An 18,157-nucleotide genomic window follows, 5' to 3' on the forward strand; every position below is an offset into this window, starting at 1 on the left:
CTGGAGGTGAAGGCACCGTAGGTTCCCAGTCCCGCCACGCCGGCAGCTGTGCCGACCAGGGCCAGGGAAGCAATGACTTTACCGGTGGTGGTTTTCAGGTTGAGACCCATGATGAAATTTCCGTTTCTTGAAGCCCGTGAGACCGGGACTTTTGCTGTCCGATGACCACTACTTTCCGGCAGGTTTTTCAGGAAGCCGCAAGGATTCCCCAAGCTTCGGTTCAAGATTGCTTAAAGATTCCATCAAGTAGTCTTCGAGTGGTGACAGACAAAAGCCCCAAGACTCCAGGTAGCGGAAACGAGTAGCCCGCACCGGCTCAGTAACCGTGCGCAGCCACATACTCCGGCAGGGTATCGTCCCGCAGAGCCGCGGCCACTTGCCCGATCCCCGCGTAGTCGGGCAGCACGATCGATTGCCCGTCCGGGGAAGTGCCCGTCCCCGCAGTCGGAAGGGTGAAGAAGACGGAGGCTCCCGGGTCCACGGTGCGGAGTGCGTAGGCCAGGATAGCCACGGCTGCGGGGTCGTATCCCTGGTCCACCGTGAGGTAGTTGGTTGCGAATTTGACCAAGCCGAGGACCGCGGCGGGAGTCTGGATTCCACCTCTTAGCTTGCTCAGGAGAGCACGGAGGAACGTTTGCTGGTTGCGCACGCGCTGGTAGTCTCCGTCCACGAACGAGTAGCGCTCACGAACGAACTCCAAAGCCGCTTCCCCGTCCAAATGATTGACGCCGGCAACAAAGGTGTGGTGGGTGTCAAAGCTCGCCGTGAAGGGAAGCGTGACATTGACGTCGATCCCGCCGAGGGCATCCGTGAGGACCTTGAAGCCCTGGAAGTCCAGCATGACGGTGTGGTCTATGTGCGTGCCCAATAGTGTCTCTACGGTCCGCACCACGAGGGGGATGCCTCCCACCTCAAGGCTGGCGTTGATTTTGGATGCGCCATAGCCCGGGATGTCCACCCAGTTGTCGCGCATGATCGAAATGCCGTAGACCTTGTGCCGGTCCGCTGGAACGTGGATCAGCATGAGGCAATCCGAGCGTTGGTCCGATGACTGGCCTGTTGTGACGGTCTGGTTGTTTTGGTCCCTGGCATTCGCACGGCTGTCGCTGCCAATCACCAGGATGTTCATGGGAGTGGCGGAAAGCTCAGGGATTGTAGGCGGGGCGGGTGCGGCAGCGGTTGGCGCGGGGGACTTGGTGGGGGACCTGGTGGGGGACGGAGTTCGGGTAGCGGTTGCGCCCGCGGAGGCGCTTGAGGGCGAAGGTCCCGACGACGTTCTGCCGGATCCGGCGATGACAGCGGCCAGGACCACCACAAGCGCGAGCAGGACTGCGAGCCCTGCCGAGAGCCATAGTCGCCGTCGTCTGTCCATGTCCGGAAAGTACCACTCAGGTGGGTTAAATACGCATCCGGGAAAGCCTCAGTTTGGCCACAAATATAGCCCGTGTGTAGTCCCAGTGTCTCGACAAAATAACGTTCCAGGAGCACGATGAGAGATAAATCTCTCGCCTTCACATGGGCCGGCTTCGCCGTGTCCTTCCGGTTCCGTAATGGGGGGCTCTTGGCCCACGGAACTGGACGTTATCCCTACGAGCAAAGGGAGGATCCTGCATGGCCCCACGCCGTGGCGCCGCACCGTATGCGGGGGATGGGGCAGCAGCTGCGAGCTGAAGTTCATAGGGAAGTTCAAGGAAACCGAGTCACCGTCAAACGACGCCATGGTCTCCGGCGCCTCAAAATTTCCAGGCTAATAACAGCCGGTCAGCAAAGATTTTCCTAAGGAATGAGTCTTATGACTGCTCATCCAAAACCCCGTCTATTGGCGCGCCTTCGAGCGCTCATGATTTTGCTCCTTGCCCTGATGCTTCCCGTCGCACTCAGTGGCACAGCGGTCGCAGACAGTGGCAAATCCGCAAAGACGTGGACTGTCCAGGTCGGATCCGAATCGTCGGACCAGGCCATCCAGGGAATGTCCTTCTTGCCGAAGAACATTTACATCAATGCCGGTGACAAGGTCACCTGGGAGGCCAACTCGGCCGAAATCCATACGGTCACGTTCCTGGCCACGGGGCAAACCATCGAGTCCACGCAACCCTTTGATCCTTTCAGCCCCCTCTACATATCCGCGCAGGGCGGCGCGTCCTACGACGGGCACTCCTATTACAACTCCGGCGTGATGTCGAACGTTTCGAACAGTGGGTTCGCCGAAGTTGGTTCCTACACCTTGAAGTTCCCGGATACGGGCGATTTCACGTACTACTGCCTGGTGCATGGCGCGGCCATGAAGGGCGCAGTCCACGTGCGGGCCAAGGGCACGGATTACCCCTACAGCCAGGAGCAGTACAACAACCGGGTGGAGCGTGCTGAACGGGCCATCCTCCGTGACGGCTACCAGCTATGGAGCGACGCCCGCGACCAAGCGGACAACCACACCGTGATCGCCGGAGCCGACGACGGCGTGGCCAGCGTCATGCGGTTCATCGAGCCAAAGGTGGTCATCCACGTTGGCGAGAAAGTGAGCTTCGTGAACAACGGCATGGGCGAGCCGCACACGGTGACCTTCGGTGACGAGCCTGCCAACCCGTTCCCGCCGCTGGGCGATCCGACGAATTACACGGGCGGACAGCTCAATTCGGGCATTTTGCCGCCGGGTGTGACATTCACTGTGACGTTCAACAAGGCAGGGGTCTACGACTACATCTGCGCACTCCACGATTACTTTGGAATGGTCGGCAAGGTGGTGGTGAAGGACTAAGCTGCTGGTTTGAACGCATGCCGGGGCTTGTTTCCCGTCCCGGTGGTAGTTTCTTGCATATCCGGGGCTTGTTTCCCGTTCCGGGGCTACAAACGCCCCGCTGGGAAACAAGCCCCGGGGTGCGGGTGAGGCCGGGAGCCGACGGTGCGTGCCGCCGTCGTACGCGCTGTATTCTGTACGCTTAGCTGAATTAATAAGCACGCTTAGGAAATGAGTTTTTGAGCCATGTTGGACAGCCCTCATACGTACTCGAGTGCACTGGGCGCCCCCGGCTTTCTGGCGGGAACCTTCCTCTTTGACCCTGTCTCGGGGAAAGCGGAATGGTCCGACGGGCTCTTCAATCTCCACGGCTACCAGCGCGGGGAAGTAGTGCCAACGCTCGATCTGCTGATGTCGCACAAGCACCCGGATGACAGGCCGCCGGCCACGGAGATCCTGGCTCAGGTGTTCCGCGACGGCGGACACTTCTGCATCTACCACCGGATCATTGACGCGCAGGGACATGTCCGCCGAGTGCTGACGGCGGGGATCGCGAAGTTGGGCCCGTCTGGGGCCGCCGCGGTCGAGGGGACCACGATCGACCTGACGTCCACGCTGCGGCGCGAAACCGAGCAGGCGGCCCGTGACGCCGTCGCGGGGGCCAATGCTACGCGGGGCGTTATCAACCAGGCGCGCGGGATCCTGATGGGGCGGTTGCTCGTTAGCTCCGACGCCGCGTTCAAACTGCTCGTGAGCTGCAGCAGCATGACGAACGTCAAGGTCGCGGTCCTCGCCTCCCACCTTGTTCGCGTGGCCGACACCGATCGGGGTCCGGAAGCAATGGACGAGTTCATTCGCGTTCTCCAGGCTTGCGACCAAGCGGCCGTAAAACGCGCGCTGGACCCGCAGTAAGAAGCCAGCCGGCGAAGCCATCGCGTCCCGCTCGACAGCGTGGCAGTATGTTGTGAGTCAGGCTCGATGAGGGCGTCTCCGCGACAAGGAGCGAGGGTCATGACCTACATCTACAACTTCGCCGATGTGCAAGCGGCCGACGTCGCCGTGGCCGGCGGCAAGGGAGTCGGGCTGGGCAACCTTGTTCGCGCCGGGCTGCCGGTCCCTCCGGGGTTCGTGCTGACCACCGCAGCGTATGAGGCCTTCGTGGATGCCAATGGGATCCAGTCGCGCATCCAGGAACTGGCGACGCTGCCGGCGGAGGCTGTGCCGCAGGATTACGAAGACGCCTCGGCCGCAATCCGTGACCTTTTCACCGGCGGCACCATGCCCGCGGCCATCGCGTACGAGCTCGCCGCGGCTTATGAACAGCTTCGCTTCGGCGGTGACGGCCGGGACGCCGTCGACGGCGAGCGCGGCGACCGCGACGACGGCGCGCCCGTTGCGGTGCGCTCGTCCGCCACGGCGGAAGACCTTGCCTCAGCCAGCTTCGCCGGGCAACAGGACACCTACCTCAATGTCCGCGGGGCGGAAGCGCTGGATGTGGCAGTCATCGATTGCTGGTCTTCCTTGTGGACGGCGCGTGCCATGGCCTACCGGGAACGCGAGGGGATCGCACCGGGCGATGTACGCCTCGCGGTGGTTGTCCAACGGATGGTCGAGGCCGAGGCTGCCGGGGTCATGTTCACCGCCAATCCGGCCAACGGTCGCCGCGACCAGATCGCGATCAGTGCCGCGTGGGGGCTGGGGGAGTCCGTGGTCAGTGGAAATGTCACTACGGATGACCTTGTTGTCGAAGCGGGAACGGGCCGCGTGCTCTCGCGCCGGACCGCCGAAAAGGAAGTCATGACCGTCTACGCGGACCACGCTGCCGACGTCGTGCCGGACCGCCGCGCCGCGGACCAAGGAGGCACTACGGAGCAGCCGGTCCCTGCGGCGCTTCGCAACCGGGCCGTGCTCGACGACGAAGCTGCCGCCGCGCTGGCCCGCTATGGAACACGGATTTCGGACTACTTCGGAACTCCGCAGGACATCGAGTGGGCACGAGCCGATGGCAATTTCTTCATGTTGCAATCCCGGCCCATCACGGCACTGCCTGAACCTGTAGCTGACACCCCGGACACCTGGCCTTTGCCCTATCCGAGGGGTCTCTATTTCCGGGCGAGCATCGTGGAACAACTGCCGGATCCCTTGTCGCCGCTGTTCGCCGACCTCATCGACGGCTCGGTGACCCGCTCGCTCAAGTCCCTGATGAACGAAGCAGTCGGCAGCGAAGTCGTCAGGGACGGCGACGTCGGACTGCCCACCATCAACGGTTACGCCTATTACTACTACCGCAGCGCGGCAATGTGGCGAGTGATGGCCAAGGCGCCGGGGGCCATGCTCGCCCTGGCTCGAGGCAAGGCGCACATGGGCGTGACGGGTTGGGAGGAATTCTCGCATCCGCGCTACAAGCAGGTGCTCAAGGACTGGTCGGCAAAGTCCATGGGGGAGCTTTCGGGAGAGGAACTGCTTGAGGGTGTCCGGACGTTGCTGGACGCGGGAACCGTGTACTACACGGCCGTGGAGTCAGTCATTCCGATCGCCGCCACGAGCGAAATCTCCTTCCGGGCCTATTACGACAAACTCATCCGGCGCGCGGGAGATCCCCCTGCCGAGACATTCCTCCTCGGTTACGACAGTGAACCAATCCGGGCGGAGAAGTCGTTATACGACCTCGCGTCTTGGGCCCGGGAGATCGAGGGGCTCGCCTCGGCAATCCTCAAGCAACCGACGGCTGCACTGGCCGAGTCGCAGAGGGGATGGCTCCCTCCTGCCAGCATGGACCCGGCACTTTGGCAGCAGTGGCGTCCCCGCTTCCAGGCCCATCTCGATCGGTTCGGCCATGCGGTCTACAACCTGGACTTCGCCAGCCCGGTGCCGGCGGACGATCCTTCGGCGTTGCTGGACACGGTGAAGTTCTACCTGCGGGGACAAGGCAACGACCCGCATGAGCGCCAGCGGCTCTCGGCCGCCCGGCGAGAGGACCAAACCGAGCGAATACTCGCCCGGCTCGGACGGACCCGGCTCGGGCGGAGTCGCCGGGCGCCGTTCATCCGCCTGCTCCGGTGGGCGCAGAAGTCCGCACCGGTCCGCGAAGACGCCCTGGCCGACGTCGGGCTCGCTTGGCCGCTGATCCGGCGGATGCTGCTCGAACTCGGACAACGGCTGGTCTACTCCGGCGTTATCGCCCGCCCCGCCGACGTGTTCTGGCTGCGCCAGCAGGAACTGCAAAGCGCCGTCGAGTTCGGCCTCGCCGCGCCGCAACCGCCGGGCACGGCGGAACCGCTCGCAGCGGTGGCTGTGGCAATCACTGGGGCGGCGCGCCCCGTCCGTGCCGACGTCGTCGAGGAGCGCAAGATGCTTTGGCGGGGCCAGGCCAAGGCGGCTGCCCCGCAACTCCTGCCGGAGACCCGCTGGATGAAGCGCACTTTCGAATCAATGATGCCGGCACGCTCCCAGGAGCAGCAGGGCGACGTCATCAAAGGGGTCGGCGCCAGTGCCGGCCGGGTCAGTGCCCCTGCGCGCGTCCTCGGAGGCCCCCAGGATTTCGGCCAGATGGCACCCGGGGAGGTCCTGGTTGCGCGCATCACCACTCCCGCGTGGACCTCGCTGTTCGCGATGGCCTCCGCGGTGGTCACCGACGTCGGCGGCCCGTTGAGCCACAGCTCCATCGTGGCCCGGGAGTACGGCATCCCCGCCGTGCTCGGCACCGGAGTCGCAACCCAGCGGCTCACAAGCGGCCAACAAATAACCGTCGATGGCGACGCCGGCACCGTGACCGTCGAGCACCCAGCCGGCTAGCTTTGCGCCCCTCCCGCCCGGACGCTCGCTCACTTTTGGGGCGTTTCCGGCGGACGCTCGCTCACTTGATCTGAGCGAGCGTCCTGGAATTTGGGCATATATCTGAGCGAGGGTCCTGGGATTTGGTCGTATATGTGAGCGAGCGTCCGGGTGGGGCCCGACGGCGGCAGTCCTGTTGTGCGGTTGTCTCGCCTCTGGTGTGTTCCCCTCCAGGACGCTCGCTCACTTTTGAGGTCTTTTCGGCGGACGCTCGCTCATTTGATCTGAGCGAGCGTCCGGGGATTTGGCCGTATGTCTGAGCGAGGGTCCGGGGATTTGGGCATATATCTGAGTGAGCGTTCTGGGATTTGGGCATATATGTGAGCGAGCGTCCGGGTGGGGCCCGACGGCGGCAGGCCGGTTGCGCGGTTGTCTCACCTTTGGTGTGTTCCCCTCCAGGACGCTCGCTCACTTTTGGGGTCTTTTCGGCGGACGCTCGCTCATTTGATCTGAGCGAGGGTCCGGGGATTTGGGCATATATGTGAGCGAGCGTCGCGCTCGGCAGGAAGCCCAGGATTGCAGGGTTTCCCTAGGTTTAACCCAAGAAATGCGCAGGATCGCGAGTCTTCCCACAGGATGTCCCAAGGTCTGCGCCATGGGGTATCGGGCGTTGCTATGTTGCTAGAGAGCTGGTGCTGGACCAGCCCACATTCCCCAACTCGCTCAGGAGTTTCACATGTTTGCTTTCTTCTCCAATGCCGCATCCCGGATCCGTCGTGACGAAAAGGGCGCCACCGCCGTCGAATACGGCATCATGGTTGCCCTTATCGCCGTTGTCATCATCGCCGCCGTCACGTTGCTGGGTGGGACGGTCCAAGACACGTTCACCAAGGTCCAGTGCTCAGTGGCCGGCAAGACCTTCTCCGCTGGATCAGGCGCCGGTAAGGCCACCTGCAGCTAGGACGTTCGCTTCTCCCGCCCGTTCGTACCAGACAACAAGGAGCTTCAATGCTTTCCGCTTTCCAAAAGTCTGTTTCTCACGCGCGGCGTGACGAAACCGGCGCGACCGCCGTCGAATACGGCATCATGGTCGCTCTCATCGCAGTGGTCATCATCGCCGCTGTCACGTTGCTGGGCAGCACGGTCAGGGAGACGTTCTCCCAGGTCCAGTGTTCAGTCAGCGGCAAGGCCTGGGCGGCCGCCACCACTTCAGGCGGTACCGGCACCTGCACCTAGAAGTTGCATTGCACAGTGCCCGGGAGGCAATTCGGGGCACACCAAGCAATTCCCGAGTGGCGGCGGCATTCAGGCGGCCGCCACTCTGCTTGATTCGAACAATCCGTTCTCTGGGAAGGCAACATCATGCCGAGGGCTTCAGAGCGCGGTGCCGTGGCAGTCGAGTTCGCCATCCTCGCACCGCTCCTGATCATGTTGCTGCTGGGCATCATGGAATACGGCAGGGCTTACAACGTTCAAGTGTCGCTCTCAAACGCAGCCCGGGAAGGAGTCCGTGTCATGGCAATCTCTAATGACCAAACGGCCGCCAAGACAGCTGCGAAGAACGCCGCCGTGTCGTTGAACCCGGGGCTGGCAGATACGAACTTCACCTTCAGTGCGGCCAGTTGCACGTCCGGAGCCCAGATGTCCGTGACCATCAAGTACACACTCAGCACCCTCACGGGAATCGCGGGGCCCTTCCCGATGCAAGGAGTAGGAGTCATGGTATGCGGCGGCTGATGGTCCGCGACGACGGCGACGACGGCGAGCGCGGTGCGGTCGCCGTCCTCGTCGCGCTCTTGCTGGTGGTGCTCCTCGGGTTTGCCGCCCTCGCCGTGGATGCGGGAATGCTGTACTCGGAAAAGGCGCAAGTACAGAACGGAGCCGACGCCGCCGCCCTCGCCGTGGCGCAGAAATGCGCCGCGAATACGAGCGATCCGAATTGCTCCACCACGTCCCCGGTCGCCAGCGACATGGCCAATAAGAACGCAAACGACGGCCTGGGCAACATCAAGTCGATCAACCTGGACCTGACCAACCGGAAAGTCACCGTGACCGCGGGTGCCCAGCAGGCGGGTGGCCCGCCGAATACCGTCTCGCTCTTGTTCGCGCGCGTCCTGGGCTTCAGCACGAGCAATGTTGTGACCACGTCCAATGTTCAGTGGGGGAGCGCCGTCGCGGGCAGAACCGCCTTTCCCCTCGCGTATTCCATTTGCCAGGTCCAGGGATACATCGGGGGAGCGCTCCAGCTTCTTCAGGATCACGGCACCGGTGCCAACCCCAGCTGCAATTACGGCCCTTCAGGCGCGGCGGTTGCCGGCGGATACGGCTGGTTAGTCCAAGACACCGGTGTGTGCGGCGGCACGATAAACCTCGCGGTCAGCGAAGGCGGCAGCGCCCCCGGAAACAGTTCGCCGGGTAACTGCGCCACCACCCTTCAAAAGTGGGCCGACACCATCAACGCTGGCCGCGACGTCATCGTCCTGCTTCCGGTCTTCGACGCCGTCACCGGCACGGGAGCCGGCGCAATCTACCATCTGGTGTCCTTCGCCGCATTCAAAGTGACCGGGTGGACATTCAGCGGCAACAACAATCTTCCAGACAGTTTCCACAACACAAATTCCTATGTCCCTGCGGCAGTTTCCTGCAACGGAAACTGCCGCGGAATCATCGGAAGTTTCGTCAAGTACGTCTCGCTGGCGGATGGCTACACGCTGGGCCCGGTAGACGCTTTTGGGGCCACCATTGTGCGCCTCACCAACTAGTTTTCATCCATTTTTTGAGTACAGGAGTCCGAAGTGAAGTCACGCTTGTTGGCCGGATCGGCAGCGGCACTGCTGGCCGTCGTCGGGGTGATTCTCGTATTCTCCTACGCGCAAGGAGCGGATCAGCGGGCAGTCCAGAACCTTGCCCCGGTTGACGTCTTGGTAGTCAAGGCGCCCATCCCGGCCGGCACATCCGTGGACGCCATGAAGGATTCAATCGTGACCCAGCAATTGCCGGAATCGGCCGTCCCTGCGTCGGCGCTGCACTCCCTGGGGGACTCGGCAGGCAAGGTCGCCGCCGTCGACCTCGTCCCTGGCGAGACCTTGGTGGCCGAACGTTTGGTGGCCCCGGATGCACTCAAGACCCCGGGGGATGTCAAGGTGCCCGCAGGGCTTCAAGAGGTCTCGTTTCAACTGGAACCCCAGCGGGTGGTCGGAGGACGACTCGTTCCCGGCGACCATGTTGGCATTTTCATCTCCATGTCCAGCGGCGGAAGTGACTCGAAGTCGGACAAAGGGACCACCCAATTGACCATCCCCAAGGTTCTTCTGACCGCGGTCCAGCGCGCCCCCCAAGCGACCGCAAGCCAGCAGCCGACGCCGACTCCCGGCTCTGGTGGCGCGGTCAACTCGGGCGATACAAGCCTTCCCACCGGTTCCCTCTTGCTGACCGTTGCGGTAAGTGACGTGGACGCAGCCAAGATTGTCTTCGCCGCCGAGTACGCCAAGATCTGGTTGAGCAAAGAGCCGTTGGATGCCAAAGACAGCGGCCCCACCGTCATCCAGCAGAGCGGGGTATACAGGTGAGCCGTTTTGTCCTGATAACCCCCAACACCGACTTTGACCAGCGGTTGCGCCAAGCTGTCGCGGGCGGCCTGCCCGGAAGCGTGCAGACCTTCTTCACGAGCGTTTTGCCGGCCGACCCGGCCGAGCTCTTTGGCGCCCTGAATCAGGAACAACTCGAAGTGCTGATTCTGGGACCTGGCGTGCCCGTGGAGGACGCTCTTCGCCTGGCCACGGTTTTCGATGTGCAGTTGCCGGAACTGAGCGTGATCCTTGTCAGCGAACTGGATCCCGCATTCGTCCTCCAAGCCATGCGGTCCGGCATCCGTGACATCATGAGCCCGGATGCGGACCTGGCCCAGATACGGATCATGCTTGAGCGCGCCTGTCAGTCTTTCGCCAGCCGACGGCGCACAGGGGAATCCAAGCAAGCGGGCTCCCCGCGAGGTTTGGTGATCGGCGTCTTTTCGCCCAAAGGCGGCGTGGGCAAGACCACCATCGCCACAAACATCGCCGTGGGGCTCGGCAAGATTGCGCCGATGAGCGTTGTGATCGTGGATCTGGACTTGCAATTCGGTGACGTCGCCTCGGGGCTCTACCTTAATCCGGAGCACACTGTCACGGACGCAGTCACTCCTTCGGCCAGCCAGGATTCGCTGGTGCTCAAGGCCTTTCTCACGGTCCACCCGGCAAATATCTATGCCTTGTGCGCGCCGAAGGACCCCGTCGAAGCAGACGAGATCTCGCCGGAACAGGTGAGCCGGCTCCTCGAACAGCTGGCTCAAGAGTTCCAATACGTGGTGGTGGACACGGCACCCGGACTACCCGAAATCGGGCTTGCTGCCCTCGAGCAATGCTCGGATGCTGTCTGGGTGACGGGCATGGATGTTCCAAGCGTCCGTGGCCTTCGCTCCGGCCTGGACATACTCCGCAGGCTGAACCTGCTGCCCGAAACCCGGCACGTGGTGCTCAACATGGCTGATTCCAAGTCCGGGCTGTCGGTCCAGGACGTCGAATCTACAGTCGGTGCTCCGGTAGACGTGAGTATCCCGCGATCGAAAGCCGTGGCGTTCTCAACCAACCGCGGCATCCCCGTGCTCCAGGATGCGGTGAAGGATCCGGCCGTCAAGGGACTCAAGCAACTTGTCGAGCGCTTCAATCCAACGTGGCGTGCCACGGCGCAGCGCAAACTGCACAGAAGGGTAGTGGTCTAGATGAAGCTGTCTGAACGCCTGCATGCTGCCGAGGACATAGCCGAAGCATCCCTCGGCCCAGGGGACCCGAGCACGCTTTTTACGCCTAAGCCGACGTTCGCTGAGTCCACGCAGCAAGTCCGCCCACTTCCCACGGGGAAGCCCGGCGGCGTCGCAAAACCCCACACTTCAGTGAAGCTTTCCGACCTCCCGGAGTCGCCGAAACCTCGAGCCCAGCAACCGGTGGACGCCTTCGCTGCCCTCAAGCGTCGCGCGGCTACCGCATTGTTCGAGCGGCTCGGGGCGCGGTTCAACGACTCGAGCGTGAGCGAACATGAGCTGCGGTCAACGGCCCGGGAAGAGCTCACCCGGATCATCGACGCCGAGCAGGTCCCACTGTCCGCGGACGAGCGCAGCAGGCTCGTGGCGGACGTGGCAGACGATGTCCTTGGCTATGGGCCGCTCCAACGTTTGCTGGACGATCCGGAGGTCACCGAAATCATGGTCAACAGGATGGACCAGATCTACGTCGAACGAAAAGGCAAGCTCACCCTGACGGATTCCGGATTCAGCTCCGAGGACCATCTCCGGAGGGTCATTGAACGCATCGTTTCGAAGGTGGGCCGCAGGATCGACGAGTCATCGCCCCTCGTTGACGCGCGACTTGAAGACGGTTCGCGCGTGAACGCCGTGATCCCTCCGCTTGCGGTGGGCGGTTCGTCGCTGACCATACGAAAGTTCAGCAAAATACCGTTGACCATCAGGAACCTGATCGATTTCGGCACGCTCACGCCTGAGATGGCCGAACTCCTCAATGCATGCGTCAAGGCAAAGCTGAACATCATTGTTTCCGGAGGTACTGGAACCGGCAAGACCACGCTGTTGAATGTCCTTTCTTCCTTCATTCCGGAGGACAACCGCATCGTCACCATTGAGGACGCCGTAGAACTGCAGATCCAACAGCAACATGTGGTCAGGCTTGAGAGCAGGCCGCCGAACACGGAAGGCAAGGGGGAAGTGACCATCAGGGAGTTGCTCAGGAACTCTCTCCGTATGCGGCCGGACAGGATAGTCGTCGGCGAGGTCCGCGGCGGAGAATCCCTCGACATGCTGCAGGCGATGAACACGGGTCACGACGGTTCCCTCTCCACGGTGCACTCAAATTCCCCTCGCGACGCCGTTGCGCGCCTCGAAACCCTGGTGCTCATGGCAGGCATGGACCTGCCATTGCGAGCGATCCGCGAGCAAATTGCCTCCGCCGTGAATCTCATCATCCAAATCTCCCGGTTGCGGGACGGAACGCGCCGCATCACGCATGTAACTGAGGTTCAAGGCATGGAAGGCGACATTGTCACCCTCCAAGACGCTTTTGTTTTCGACTACTCGGCCGGTGTTGACAACCATGGCATGTTCCTTGGAAGGCCCGTCCCAACGGGTATCCGTCCACGGTTCATCGATCGCTTCGATGACTTGGGCATTCGCGTTTCTCCTGGCGTATTTGCCGCTCCCTTGGCACCAGCAGCAAGGACGTGAACGAAACATGATTCTCTTGATCGGAACCGCTTTGATGCTTTCAGCCATCCTGCTCTTCGGGGTGGCCGTGATCTTGCCGAAAACCCCGGAAGTTCCGCTGGATCGGAGACGGCCCTACCAAGTAGGCTCAGGCTCCCAGCTGACGCGCTTTGCTGGTTCTACCGCCGAGGTCGTTCACGGGGTCCTGACCAGGCGCAACGTCCGGCTTTTCAACCGTGAAGAACTGGAGAACGCCGGACTGCGAATGAGCCAGGCGGATTTCTTCATCCTGGTAATTGCCGGTGCATTCGTGGGCGCCTTGATCGGGCTCGTCGTCGGCGGTCCGTTTTTGGCCTTCCTGTTCTTTATCCTGGCACCCTTCGTGGCACGACTCCTCCTTGGCTCCATGGCCGGCAAAAGGCGTGCAAAATTCGATGCTCAGCTCGGCGACACCCTCCAACTACTGTCCGGTGGCCTGCGGGCCGGGCACAGCATACTGCGCGCCATTGACGCGGCGGCCGCCGAGTCGGCGAGCCCCACGGCCGAGGAGATGCGTCGGATCATTACAGAGACAAGCCTCGGCCGTGATCTTGAGGCATCGCTGAACGATACTGCGGAGCGAATGCGGAGCGAAGACTTTGTGTGGATAGCGCAAGCCATCCAAATCAACCGTGAGGTGGGCGGCAACCTTGCAGAGGTCCTGGACCAAGTGAATGAGACCATACGCGAACGCAGCGAGATCAAGGGACATATCAAATCCTTGGCCGCGGAAGGAAAGTTCTCGGGATACATCCTGATGGCGCTTCCCTTCGGCATCGTGACCATGCTCTTGGTTGTCAATCCCGGCTACATGAATGTGATGTTCAGCCAGCCGCTTGGTTGGGGAATGATTGGGTTGTCAGTCATTCTCATGACCATCGGCGGCCTCTGGATGCGCAAGATCATCGACTTAAAGTTTTGAGGTGACTCGTGAATCCCTCTCTCCTCCTTTCCTTGCTCCTCGTGCCCCTGCCTATTGCCTACCTCGCTTGGTCAGTCCTGTCGGTTGACCGCAAAGCCCAACGCGTCGTGCGCGAGCTTCTGGCGCGGGGGGAAAACATTGCCGAGGCCGGCCCACAGAGTCGGAGCGGTGCACTCGAACTGATTGGCTACCGAGTGACCCCAGGAAGCTACGTCCAGAAGCTGGATCGGCTCCTCTCGTTGGCCGGCCGGCCGCCGTCGCTCCCTTTGGGACGGGTCCTCGCAGCCAAACCCCTACTCGGATTGTGCGGTGCGCTCTTTGGTTGGCTCATCAGCGCCAACAGCTCAAGCGGAATCCTAAAGCTTGTGGGGATATTTGTTGTATTGCTTGGATACTTTATCCCGGACCTAATGCTGTACAGCAAAGGACAAGAGCGCCAAAAAGCCATGCAATTGGAACTCGCAAATACTATGGACCAAATGCTTATATCGGTCGAGGCGGGCCTAGGTTTTGAAGGAGCAATGGCTCGCGCGGGCGAAAATGGCAAAGGACCCTTGGCTGAGGAGTTGGTGCGGACGTTGCAGGACATGCAGGTTGGACGGAGCCGCCGCGAGTCCTATCTGGCACTCGCCGAACGTACCAACGTGCCGGAGCTCCGAAGCTTCGTGCAGGCCGTGATCCAAGCGGATACTTACGGCATTGCCATCAGCCGGGTCTTGAGGGTCCAAGCGAAGGTGATGCGGGTGAAGCGTCGCCAACGGGCCGAGGAGAAGGCCATGAAGCTTCCCGTGATGGTCCTCTTCCCGCTTCTGCTCTTTATCTTCCCAGTGCTGTTCATCGCCATCCTGGGGCCGGCTGTGATCAACGCTATAGCCACCTTCAGCGGAGGCTGAGCGCGATATCACATTCTCCGAATTGGGTGCACCGCATGAAAAGGGGTTAAATCAAGAAAGGCCTAAGATTTCCTTAAGATGGGCAAAAGTTCGGTTTTTCCGGAATTCAGAAAGTAGCATTGGGCTTATGTTCAGTTCAGGTTCTAGCGAGGTCAACGAGGGTTCGGATCCGAGCCATCCGGGCTCGGATGACGATTCCGTTGGGCTGCCCATCGTCCCGCTTGCCGAACATCCCATACTGGACCTCGCGGAATTCCAACTCCTGGAAGACCAAGTAGACAATCCGCTGATCGCACGAACGTTTGCCGGCGACTTCGCAAAACTCTGGGCGAAGCGATACGAAATCCTGGCGTCCGCCGTCGAGCGCGGTGACGTGGCCGCGGCCCTGAACGCGGTCCTCAGCCTCAGGACCTCCTCCATCATGGTTGGCGGTGTCCGCCTTGCGGTACTTGCAGCGCAACTGGAGGAACGCATTCGAAAAAGTGAATTGCGTGAGGCCCGGCCCCTCCTCAAGGAAGTTGCGGAATGCGGGCACCTAACGGTCCAGGAACTAAAGGACAGCTACGTACTCAGGAACGATTAACGTGCCCGCCTAGTCCGGTCTTTTCGGTGTGAGTCGATACCCGACTCCTCGAACAGTCTCTAGAAAGCGCGGCGATTGTGGATCTTCACGGAGCTTTCGGCGGAGGTTCCCAATGTGGGTCTCCACAGCCCGTTCGTCGGCGTCGCTGATGTACGCATCGTCGTCGTAGTAGTCACCGCGCGCCGCCCGCACGAGGTCCGCGCGCGTCCGCACTTCGCCTTTGGCCCGAAGCAAGTCGTAGAGCAGATCGAACTCGCTCCGCGTCAAGGTCAGGACTGAACCTTGAAGCGTCACCATGCGTGATTTGTAGTTCAGGGCCAAGCCATTGTGCCGGATCACCGCTTGCTCGGCGCCGCCCGAACCGGCTCCGGCCGAACCGCCGGCCGAACCGGTTGCGGCCGGTCCGGCCAAACCGGCGCCGCCTGAACCGCCGGCCGAACCGGTGACGGCCAAACCGGCCCCGGCCAAACCGCCGTCGGGCCCGTAAGCACCGCCGTCGGGCCCGTCTGAACGGGCGGGACCCCCGTAAGCACCTTCCGTGCGTGGCCGCCTCATCATGGCTGTGACCCGGGCCCTCAATTCACGCGGCAAGAACGGTTTCTTGACGTAGTCGTCGGCGCCGGTCAGGAAAGCCGTCAAGGTGTCCGGCTCGTCGCGCCTGGCCGTCAGCATCAACACATATGCGTCGCTGAATTGCCGAATTCGCCGCAGGACCTCGTGGCCGTCCATATCCGGAAGCCCGACGTCGAGAGTTACTACGGAGGCGTGGTGATCCCGCACGACTTCGACGCCTTCGCGTCCGGTGGCGGCAGAGTGCACCACGAATCCAGCTTCTTTGAGGATGGCGTCAACCAAATTCCGCACATCTTCGTCATCCTCAATGACAACAGCTACCCCAGGCTCGCTCATTGGACATCCTCGTGGGCACAGACCGCCGCACAGCCCAGCGCAATGCGGGAAGTTTCACCCAAATACTCACGATACAAGCATTGAAGGCATCTGGCATCTAATATGTGGATTAAGTGCCGCTCGGAACTTATAAGTCGCGCGGGACCGTCGTATTGTTGTTCCTTGGGGGGAATAGTGGACTCCGGGCGCTTCCTTCTGGAAACGCGTGGAGTAGTAATTGGTTCGCGAATCTCCAACGAAGGGTCTCGACTTGAGTGAGCAGCCATTTTTCCGTGCAGCCGCCCGTTTGTTCAGAAAACTCACACCTCGAGCCCGGTTGGCTGTCTGTGAATTACCACTGACGCTCATCATCGCGGGCCTGGCGATCGCGGCACCTACCGTTTGGCCGGGCCTGGTCCAAAATTGGTTGTTCGTCACTGGAGTCCTCCTCCATGGCATCCTGTTCGTGAGCTGCCTGCTGGTTCCTTGGGAGCGATTGGCGCCGAGCGCAGGCCTTGCCATTCCTATTTTGGATTTTGTCGCCCTCTGGTTCACGCGAAACGGCGCTTTCACCGCGATACCAGGCCTAATCACCTTGGCTATCTTTCCCGTGATCTGGTTGTCTGCCTCGGGCATGCTTTCCAAGGCAAGCCTGATCCTCAGCTTTGTAGGTCCTTTCTTCATCGCGTTGCCGCCCGTGGTTTCGCACTTGCCCCGTCCCACCGCGTCGGACATTTCGTCGGTGCTGCTTTTGCCTCTCATGATGTTCGCAATGGCAGTTTCCATTCGTTTGGCTGGCTCCAATGCCCGGCTGCAGCAGCGGCGGGTAAAACAGCGGGATCAGGTCCTGCGGCAATTGTTGGCCGCCAGCCGGGAGCGGGAGACGCTGCTCAAGACAATCCTTGACACGATCGACGTCGGAATTGTCGCCGTCGATTCGAAGGGCGAAACTCTCCTGATCAACAACCAACAAAAGGCATTCCTACGGATGGCTGAAGGCTCGCCGGGGCCCGGGGAACAAGACCGGCTGGTTTTCGGCCAGGACCGGCGGACGCCGCTTCCCCCGGAAAAAGGCCCTATTCGAAGGGCAGTTCAAGGGGAAACATTTTCCGACTATCTCCTTTGGTTCGGCGCGGGTACCGAACAACGGGCCATCTCCACCGCTGCGCGGGGCATGAAAAGCGACGTCGATGACGGGTTCGCCGGAGCGGTCATCGTCTTCAGGGACGTGACGGATGTTGTCGATGCCCTTGCAGCCAAGGACGAATTGGTTGCCAACGTTTCGCACGAATTCGGTTCGCCGCTGACATCGATCTTGGGCAACATCGATCTTGTGCTCCGCGGCGCCCAAGAACTCCAACCGGCAACGAGGATCGGATTGGAAGTCGCGGAACGCAACGCCGAGCGGCTCCGTGTCCTGGTCGAAGACCTCCTTTTGTCAGCCGTCGCCGTCGAGAGCGTGAATCCACGGCGCACTGATTTGGCTGGGCTGGTGGAAAACAGCTTGGTTTCTGCACGGGCGCAGGCCGACGCCGCTCATGTGGGCCTTGTCGCCGACGTCCCCGCACCCCTGTGGGCGAATGCGGATCCTTTGAGGCTGGGACAGGCCCTGGACAATCTGGTTTCCAATGCCATCAAGTATTCGCCCGACGGCGGACTGGTGACGATAAAGGCGGAGCGGAGCGACGGCTGGGTCCAGCTCGAAGTGAAGGACACGGGAATGGGCATGACCATGGACGAGTCGACCAGGATTTTCACCCGGTTCTTCCGGACAAACGCTGCCCGTCAGGCCGCGATTCCGGGCGTCGGCCTCGGGCTGTCCATCACCAAGTCCATCGTGGAACGCCACGGAGGCAGCATCTCCTGCAGCAGCGAGCCCGGCAGTGGAAGCACCTTCACTGTGGCGTTGCCGGCTGGTCCGCTCCGGGAGCATTCGCGGACGGACACACCGGCGCTGTATTAGGCCCGGCACTGTATTGAGGCGGCACCTCGAGTCGGACGCTCGCTCACATATATAGCCAAATCCCAGGACGCTCGCTCAGATATCTGTGAGCGAGCGCCCGGTGAAGGCTGG

At 61.7% G+C, this 18,157-nt stretch carries 16 protein-coding genes; 14 read left to right on the forward strand and 2 right to left on the reverse strand.

The annotated features are described in order from the left end of the window. Positions 1 to 316: 316 nt before the first annotated feature. Entirely contained in the window at positions 317 to 1,372 is a 1,056-nt protein-coding gene (locus tag AC1DJW_RS20025; RefSeq protein ID WP_476902307.1) for an LCP family protein, read from the reverse strand. A 420-nt stretch (positions 1,373 to 1,792) separates the two neighbouring features. Between AC1DJW_RS20025 and AC1DJW_RS20030 the strand changes: the two genes are divergently transcribed. The 13 genes from AC1DJW_RS20030 to AC1DJW_RS20090 all read left to right on the forward strand — a co-directional run bounded on the left by AC1DJW_RS20030 (position 1,793) and on the right by AC1DJW_RS20090 (position 15,195). Next, a complete protein-coding gene (locus AC1DJW_RS20030; protein ID WP_284754511.1) occupies positions 1,793 to 2,755 on the forward strand; it encodes a plastocyanin/azurin family copper-binding protein in 963 nt (320 codons plus the stop codon). 225 nt (positions 2,756 to 2,980) lie between these two features. Beyond that, a complete protein-coding gene (locus AC1DJW_RS20035) occupies positions 2,981 to 3,646 on the forward strand; it encodes a PAS and ANTAR domain-containing protein (RefSeq protein WP_476902308.1) in 666 nt (221 codons plus the stop codon). Between the two features lie 99 nt (positions 3,647 to 3,745). Further along, entirely contained in the window at positions 3,746 to 6,529 is a 2,784-nt protein-coding gene (locus tag AC1DJW_RS20040) for a PEP/pyruvate-binding domain-containing protein (protein ID WP_476902309.1), read from the forward strand. Positions 6,530 to 7,244: 715 nt separating this feature from the next. Continuing rightward, positions 7,245 to 7,469, forward strand: a complete 225-nt coding sequence (locus AC1DJW_RS20045; RefSeq protein ID WP_284754514.1) for a Flp family type IVb pilin — start codon at positions 7,245 to 7,247, stop codon at positions 7,467 to 7,469. Between the two features lie 47 nt (positions 7,470 to 7,516). After that, on the forward strand, positions 7,517 to 7,744 hold the full coding sequence (locus AC1DJW_RS20050) for a Flp family type IVb pilin (protein ID WP_390278120.1): 228 nt from the start codon (positions 7,517 to 7,519) through the stop codon (positions 7,742 to 7,744). Between the two features lie 126 nt (positions 7,745 to 7,870). After that, positions 7,871 to 8,245: a TadE/TadG family type IV pilus assembly protein gene (locus AC1DJW_RS20055; protein WP_390278122.1), complete on the forward strand. Its 375-nt coding sequence runs from the start codon at positions 7,871 to 7,873 to the stop codon at positions 8,243 to 8,245. Continuing rightward, on the forward strand, positions 8,233 to 9,270 hold the full coding sequence (locus AC1DJW_RS20060; protein ID WP_390278125.1) for a pilus assembly protein TadG-related protein: 1,038 nt from the start codon (positions 8,233 to 8,235) through the stop codon (positions 9,268 to 9,270). The genes AC1DJW_RS20055 and AC1DJW_RS20060 overlap by 13 nt, the downstream gene beginning before the upstream one ends. Positions 9,271 to 9,303: 33 nt before the next feature. Beyond that, positions 9,304 to 10,077, forward strand: a complete 774-nt coding sequence (cpaB, locus tag AC1DJW_RS20065) for a Flp pilus assembly protein CpaB (protein ID WP_284754521.1) — start codon at positions 9,304 to 9,306, stop codon at positions 10,075 to 10,077. After that, a complete protein-coding gene (locus AC1DJW_RS20070) occupies positions 10,074 to 11,267 on the forward strand; it encodes a CpaE/TadZ family protein (RefSeq protein WP_476902310.1) in 1,194 nt (397 codons plus the stop codon). The genes cpaB and AC1DJW_RS20070 overlap by 4 nt, the downstream gene beginning before the upstream one ends. Further along, complete coding sequence (locus AC1DJW_RS20075) at positions 11,268 to 12,779, forward strand: TadA family conjugal transfer-associated ATPase (RefSeq protein WP_284754525.1); 1,512 nt, start codon at positions 11,268 to 11,270, stop codon at positions 12,777 to 12,779. 7 nt (positions 12,780 to 12,786) lie between these two features. Continuing rightward, the gene (locus tag AC1DJW_RS20080) at positions 12,787 to 13,719 is read left to right on the forward strand and encodes a type II secretion system F family protein (RefSeq protein ID WP_476902311.1); all 933 of its coding nucleotides are present in this window, start codon (positions 12,787 to 12,789) and stop codon (positions 13,717 to 13,719) included. Between the two features lie 8 nt (positions 13,720 to 13,727). Continuing rightward, positions 13,728 to 14,612 carry a type II secretion system F family protein gene (locus AC1DJW_RS20085; protein ID WP_284754527.1) on the forward strand — a complete coding sequence of 295 codons (885 nt, stop codon included), beginning with the start codon at positions 13,728 to 13,730 and terminating at the stop codon, positions 14,610 to 14,612. A gap of 127 nt (positions 14,613 to 14,739) precedes the next feature. Continuing rightward, positions 14,740 to 15,195 (forward strand): Hpt domain-containing protein, encoded by a 456-nt coding sequence (locus AC1DJW_RS20090; RefSeq protein WP_284754529.1) that lies wholly within the window; start codon positions 14,740 to 14,742, stop codon positions 15,193 to 15,195. 9 nt (positions 15,196 to 15,204) lie between these two features. Here the strand turns inward: AC1DJW_RS20090 and AC1DJW_RS20095 are convergent, their stop codons facing one another. After that, complete coding sequence (locus tag AC1DJW_RS20095; RefSeq protein WP_476902312.1) at positions 15,205 to 16,104, reverse strand: response regulator transcription factor; 900 nt, start codon at positions 16,102 to 16,104, stop codon at positions 15,205 to 15,207. Positions 16,105 to 16,354: 250 nt separating this feature from the next. Between AC1DJW_RS20095 and AC1DJW_RS20100 the strand changes: the two genes are divergently transcribed. Beyond that, on the forward strand, positions 16,355 to 18,046 hold the full coding sequence (locus AC1DJW_RS20100) for a sensor histidine kinase (protein WP_476902313.1): 1,692 nt from the start codon (positions 16,355 to 16,357) through the stop codon (positions 18,044 to 18,046). The last annotated feature ends 111 nt before the right edge of the window (positions 18,047 to 18,157 follow it).

The sequence above is a fragment of the Arthrobacter sp. 05L417 genome (assembly GCF_056397865.1).

Bases quoted from the DNA above. Each gene is read 5' to 3' on its own strand.
- AC1DJW_RS20060 (WP_390278125.1), top strand. From the start codon at position 8,233: ATGCGGCGGCTGATGGTCCGCGACGACGGCGACGACGGCGAGCGCGGT.
- AC1DJW_RS20090 (WP_284754529.1), top strand. From the start codon at position 14,740: ATGTTCAGTTCAGGTTCTAGCGAGGTCAACGAGGGTTCGGATCCGAGC.
- AC1DJW_RS20035 (WP_476902308.1), top strand. From the start codon at position 2,981: ATGTTGGACAGCCCTCATACGTACTCGAGTGCACTGGGCGCCCCCGGC.
- AC1DJW_RS20075 (WP_284754525.1), top strand. From the start codon at position 11,268: ATGAAGCTGTCTGAACGCCTGCATGCTGCCGAGGACATAGCCGAAGCA.
- AC1DJW_RS20080 (WP_476902311.1), top strand. From the start codon at position 12,787: ATGATTCTCTTGATCGGAACCGCTTTGATGCTTTCAGCCATCCTGCTC.
- AC1DJW_RS20095 (WP_476902312.1), bottom strand. From the start codon at position 16,104: ATGAGCGAGCCTGGGGTAGCTGTTGTCATTGAGGATGACGAAGATGTG.
- AC1DJW_RS20030 (WP_284754511.1), top strand. From the start codon at position 1,793: ATGACTGCTCATCCAAAACCCCGTCTATTGGCGCGCCTTCGAGCGCTC.
- AC1DJW_RS20040 (WP_476902309.1), top strand. From the start codon at position 3,746: ATGACCTACATCTACAACTTCGCCGATGTGCAAGCGGCCGACGTCGCC.
- AC1DJW_RS20025 (WP_476902307.1), bottom strand. From the start codon at position 1,372: ATGGACAGACGACGGCGACTATGGCTCTCGGCAGGGCTCGCAGTCCTG.
- AC1DJW_RS20050 (WP_390278120.1), top strand. From the start codon at position 7,517: ATGCTTTCCGCTTTCCAAAAGTCTGTTTCTCACGCGCGGCGTGACGAA.
- AC1DJW_RS20055 (WP_390278122.1), top strand. From the start codon at position 7,871: ATGCCGAGGGCTTCAGAGCGCGGTGCCGTGGCAGTCGAGTTCGCCATC.
- AC1DJW_RS20045 (WP_284754514.1), top strand. From the start codon at position 7,245: ATGTTTGCTTTCTTCTCCAATGCCGCATCCCGGATCCGTCGTGACGAA.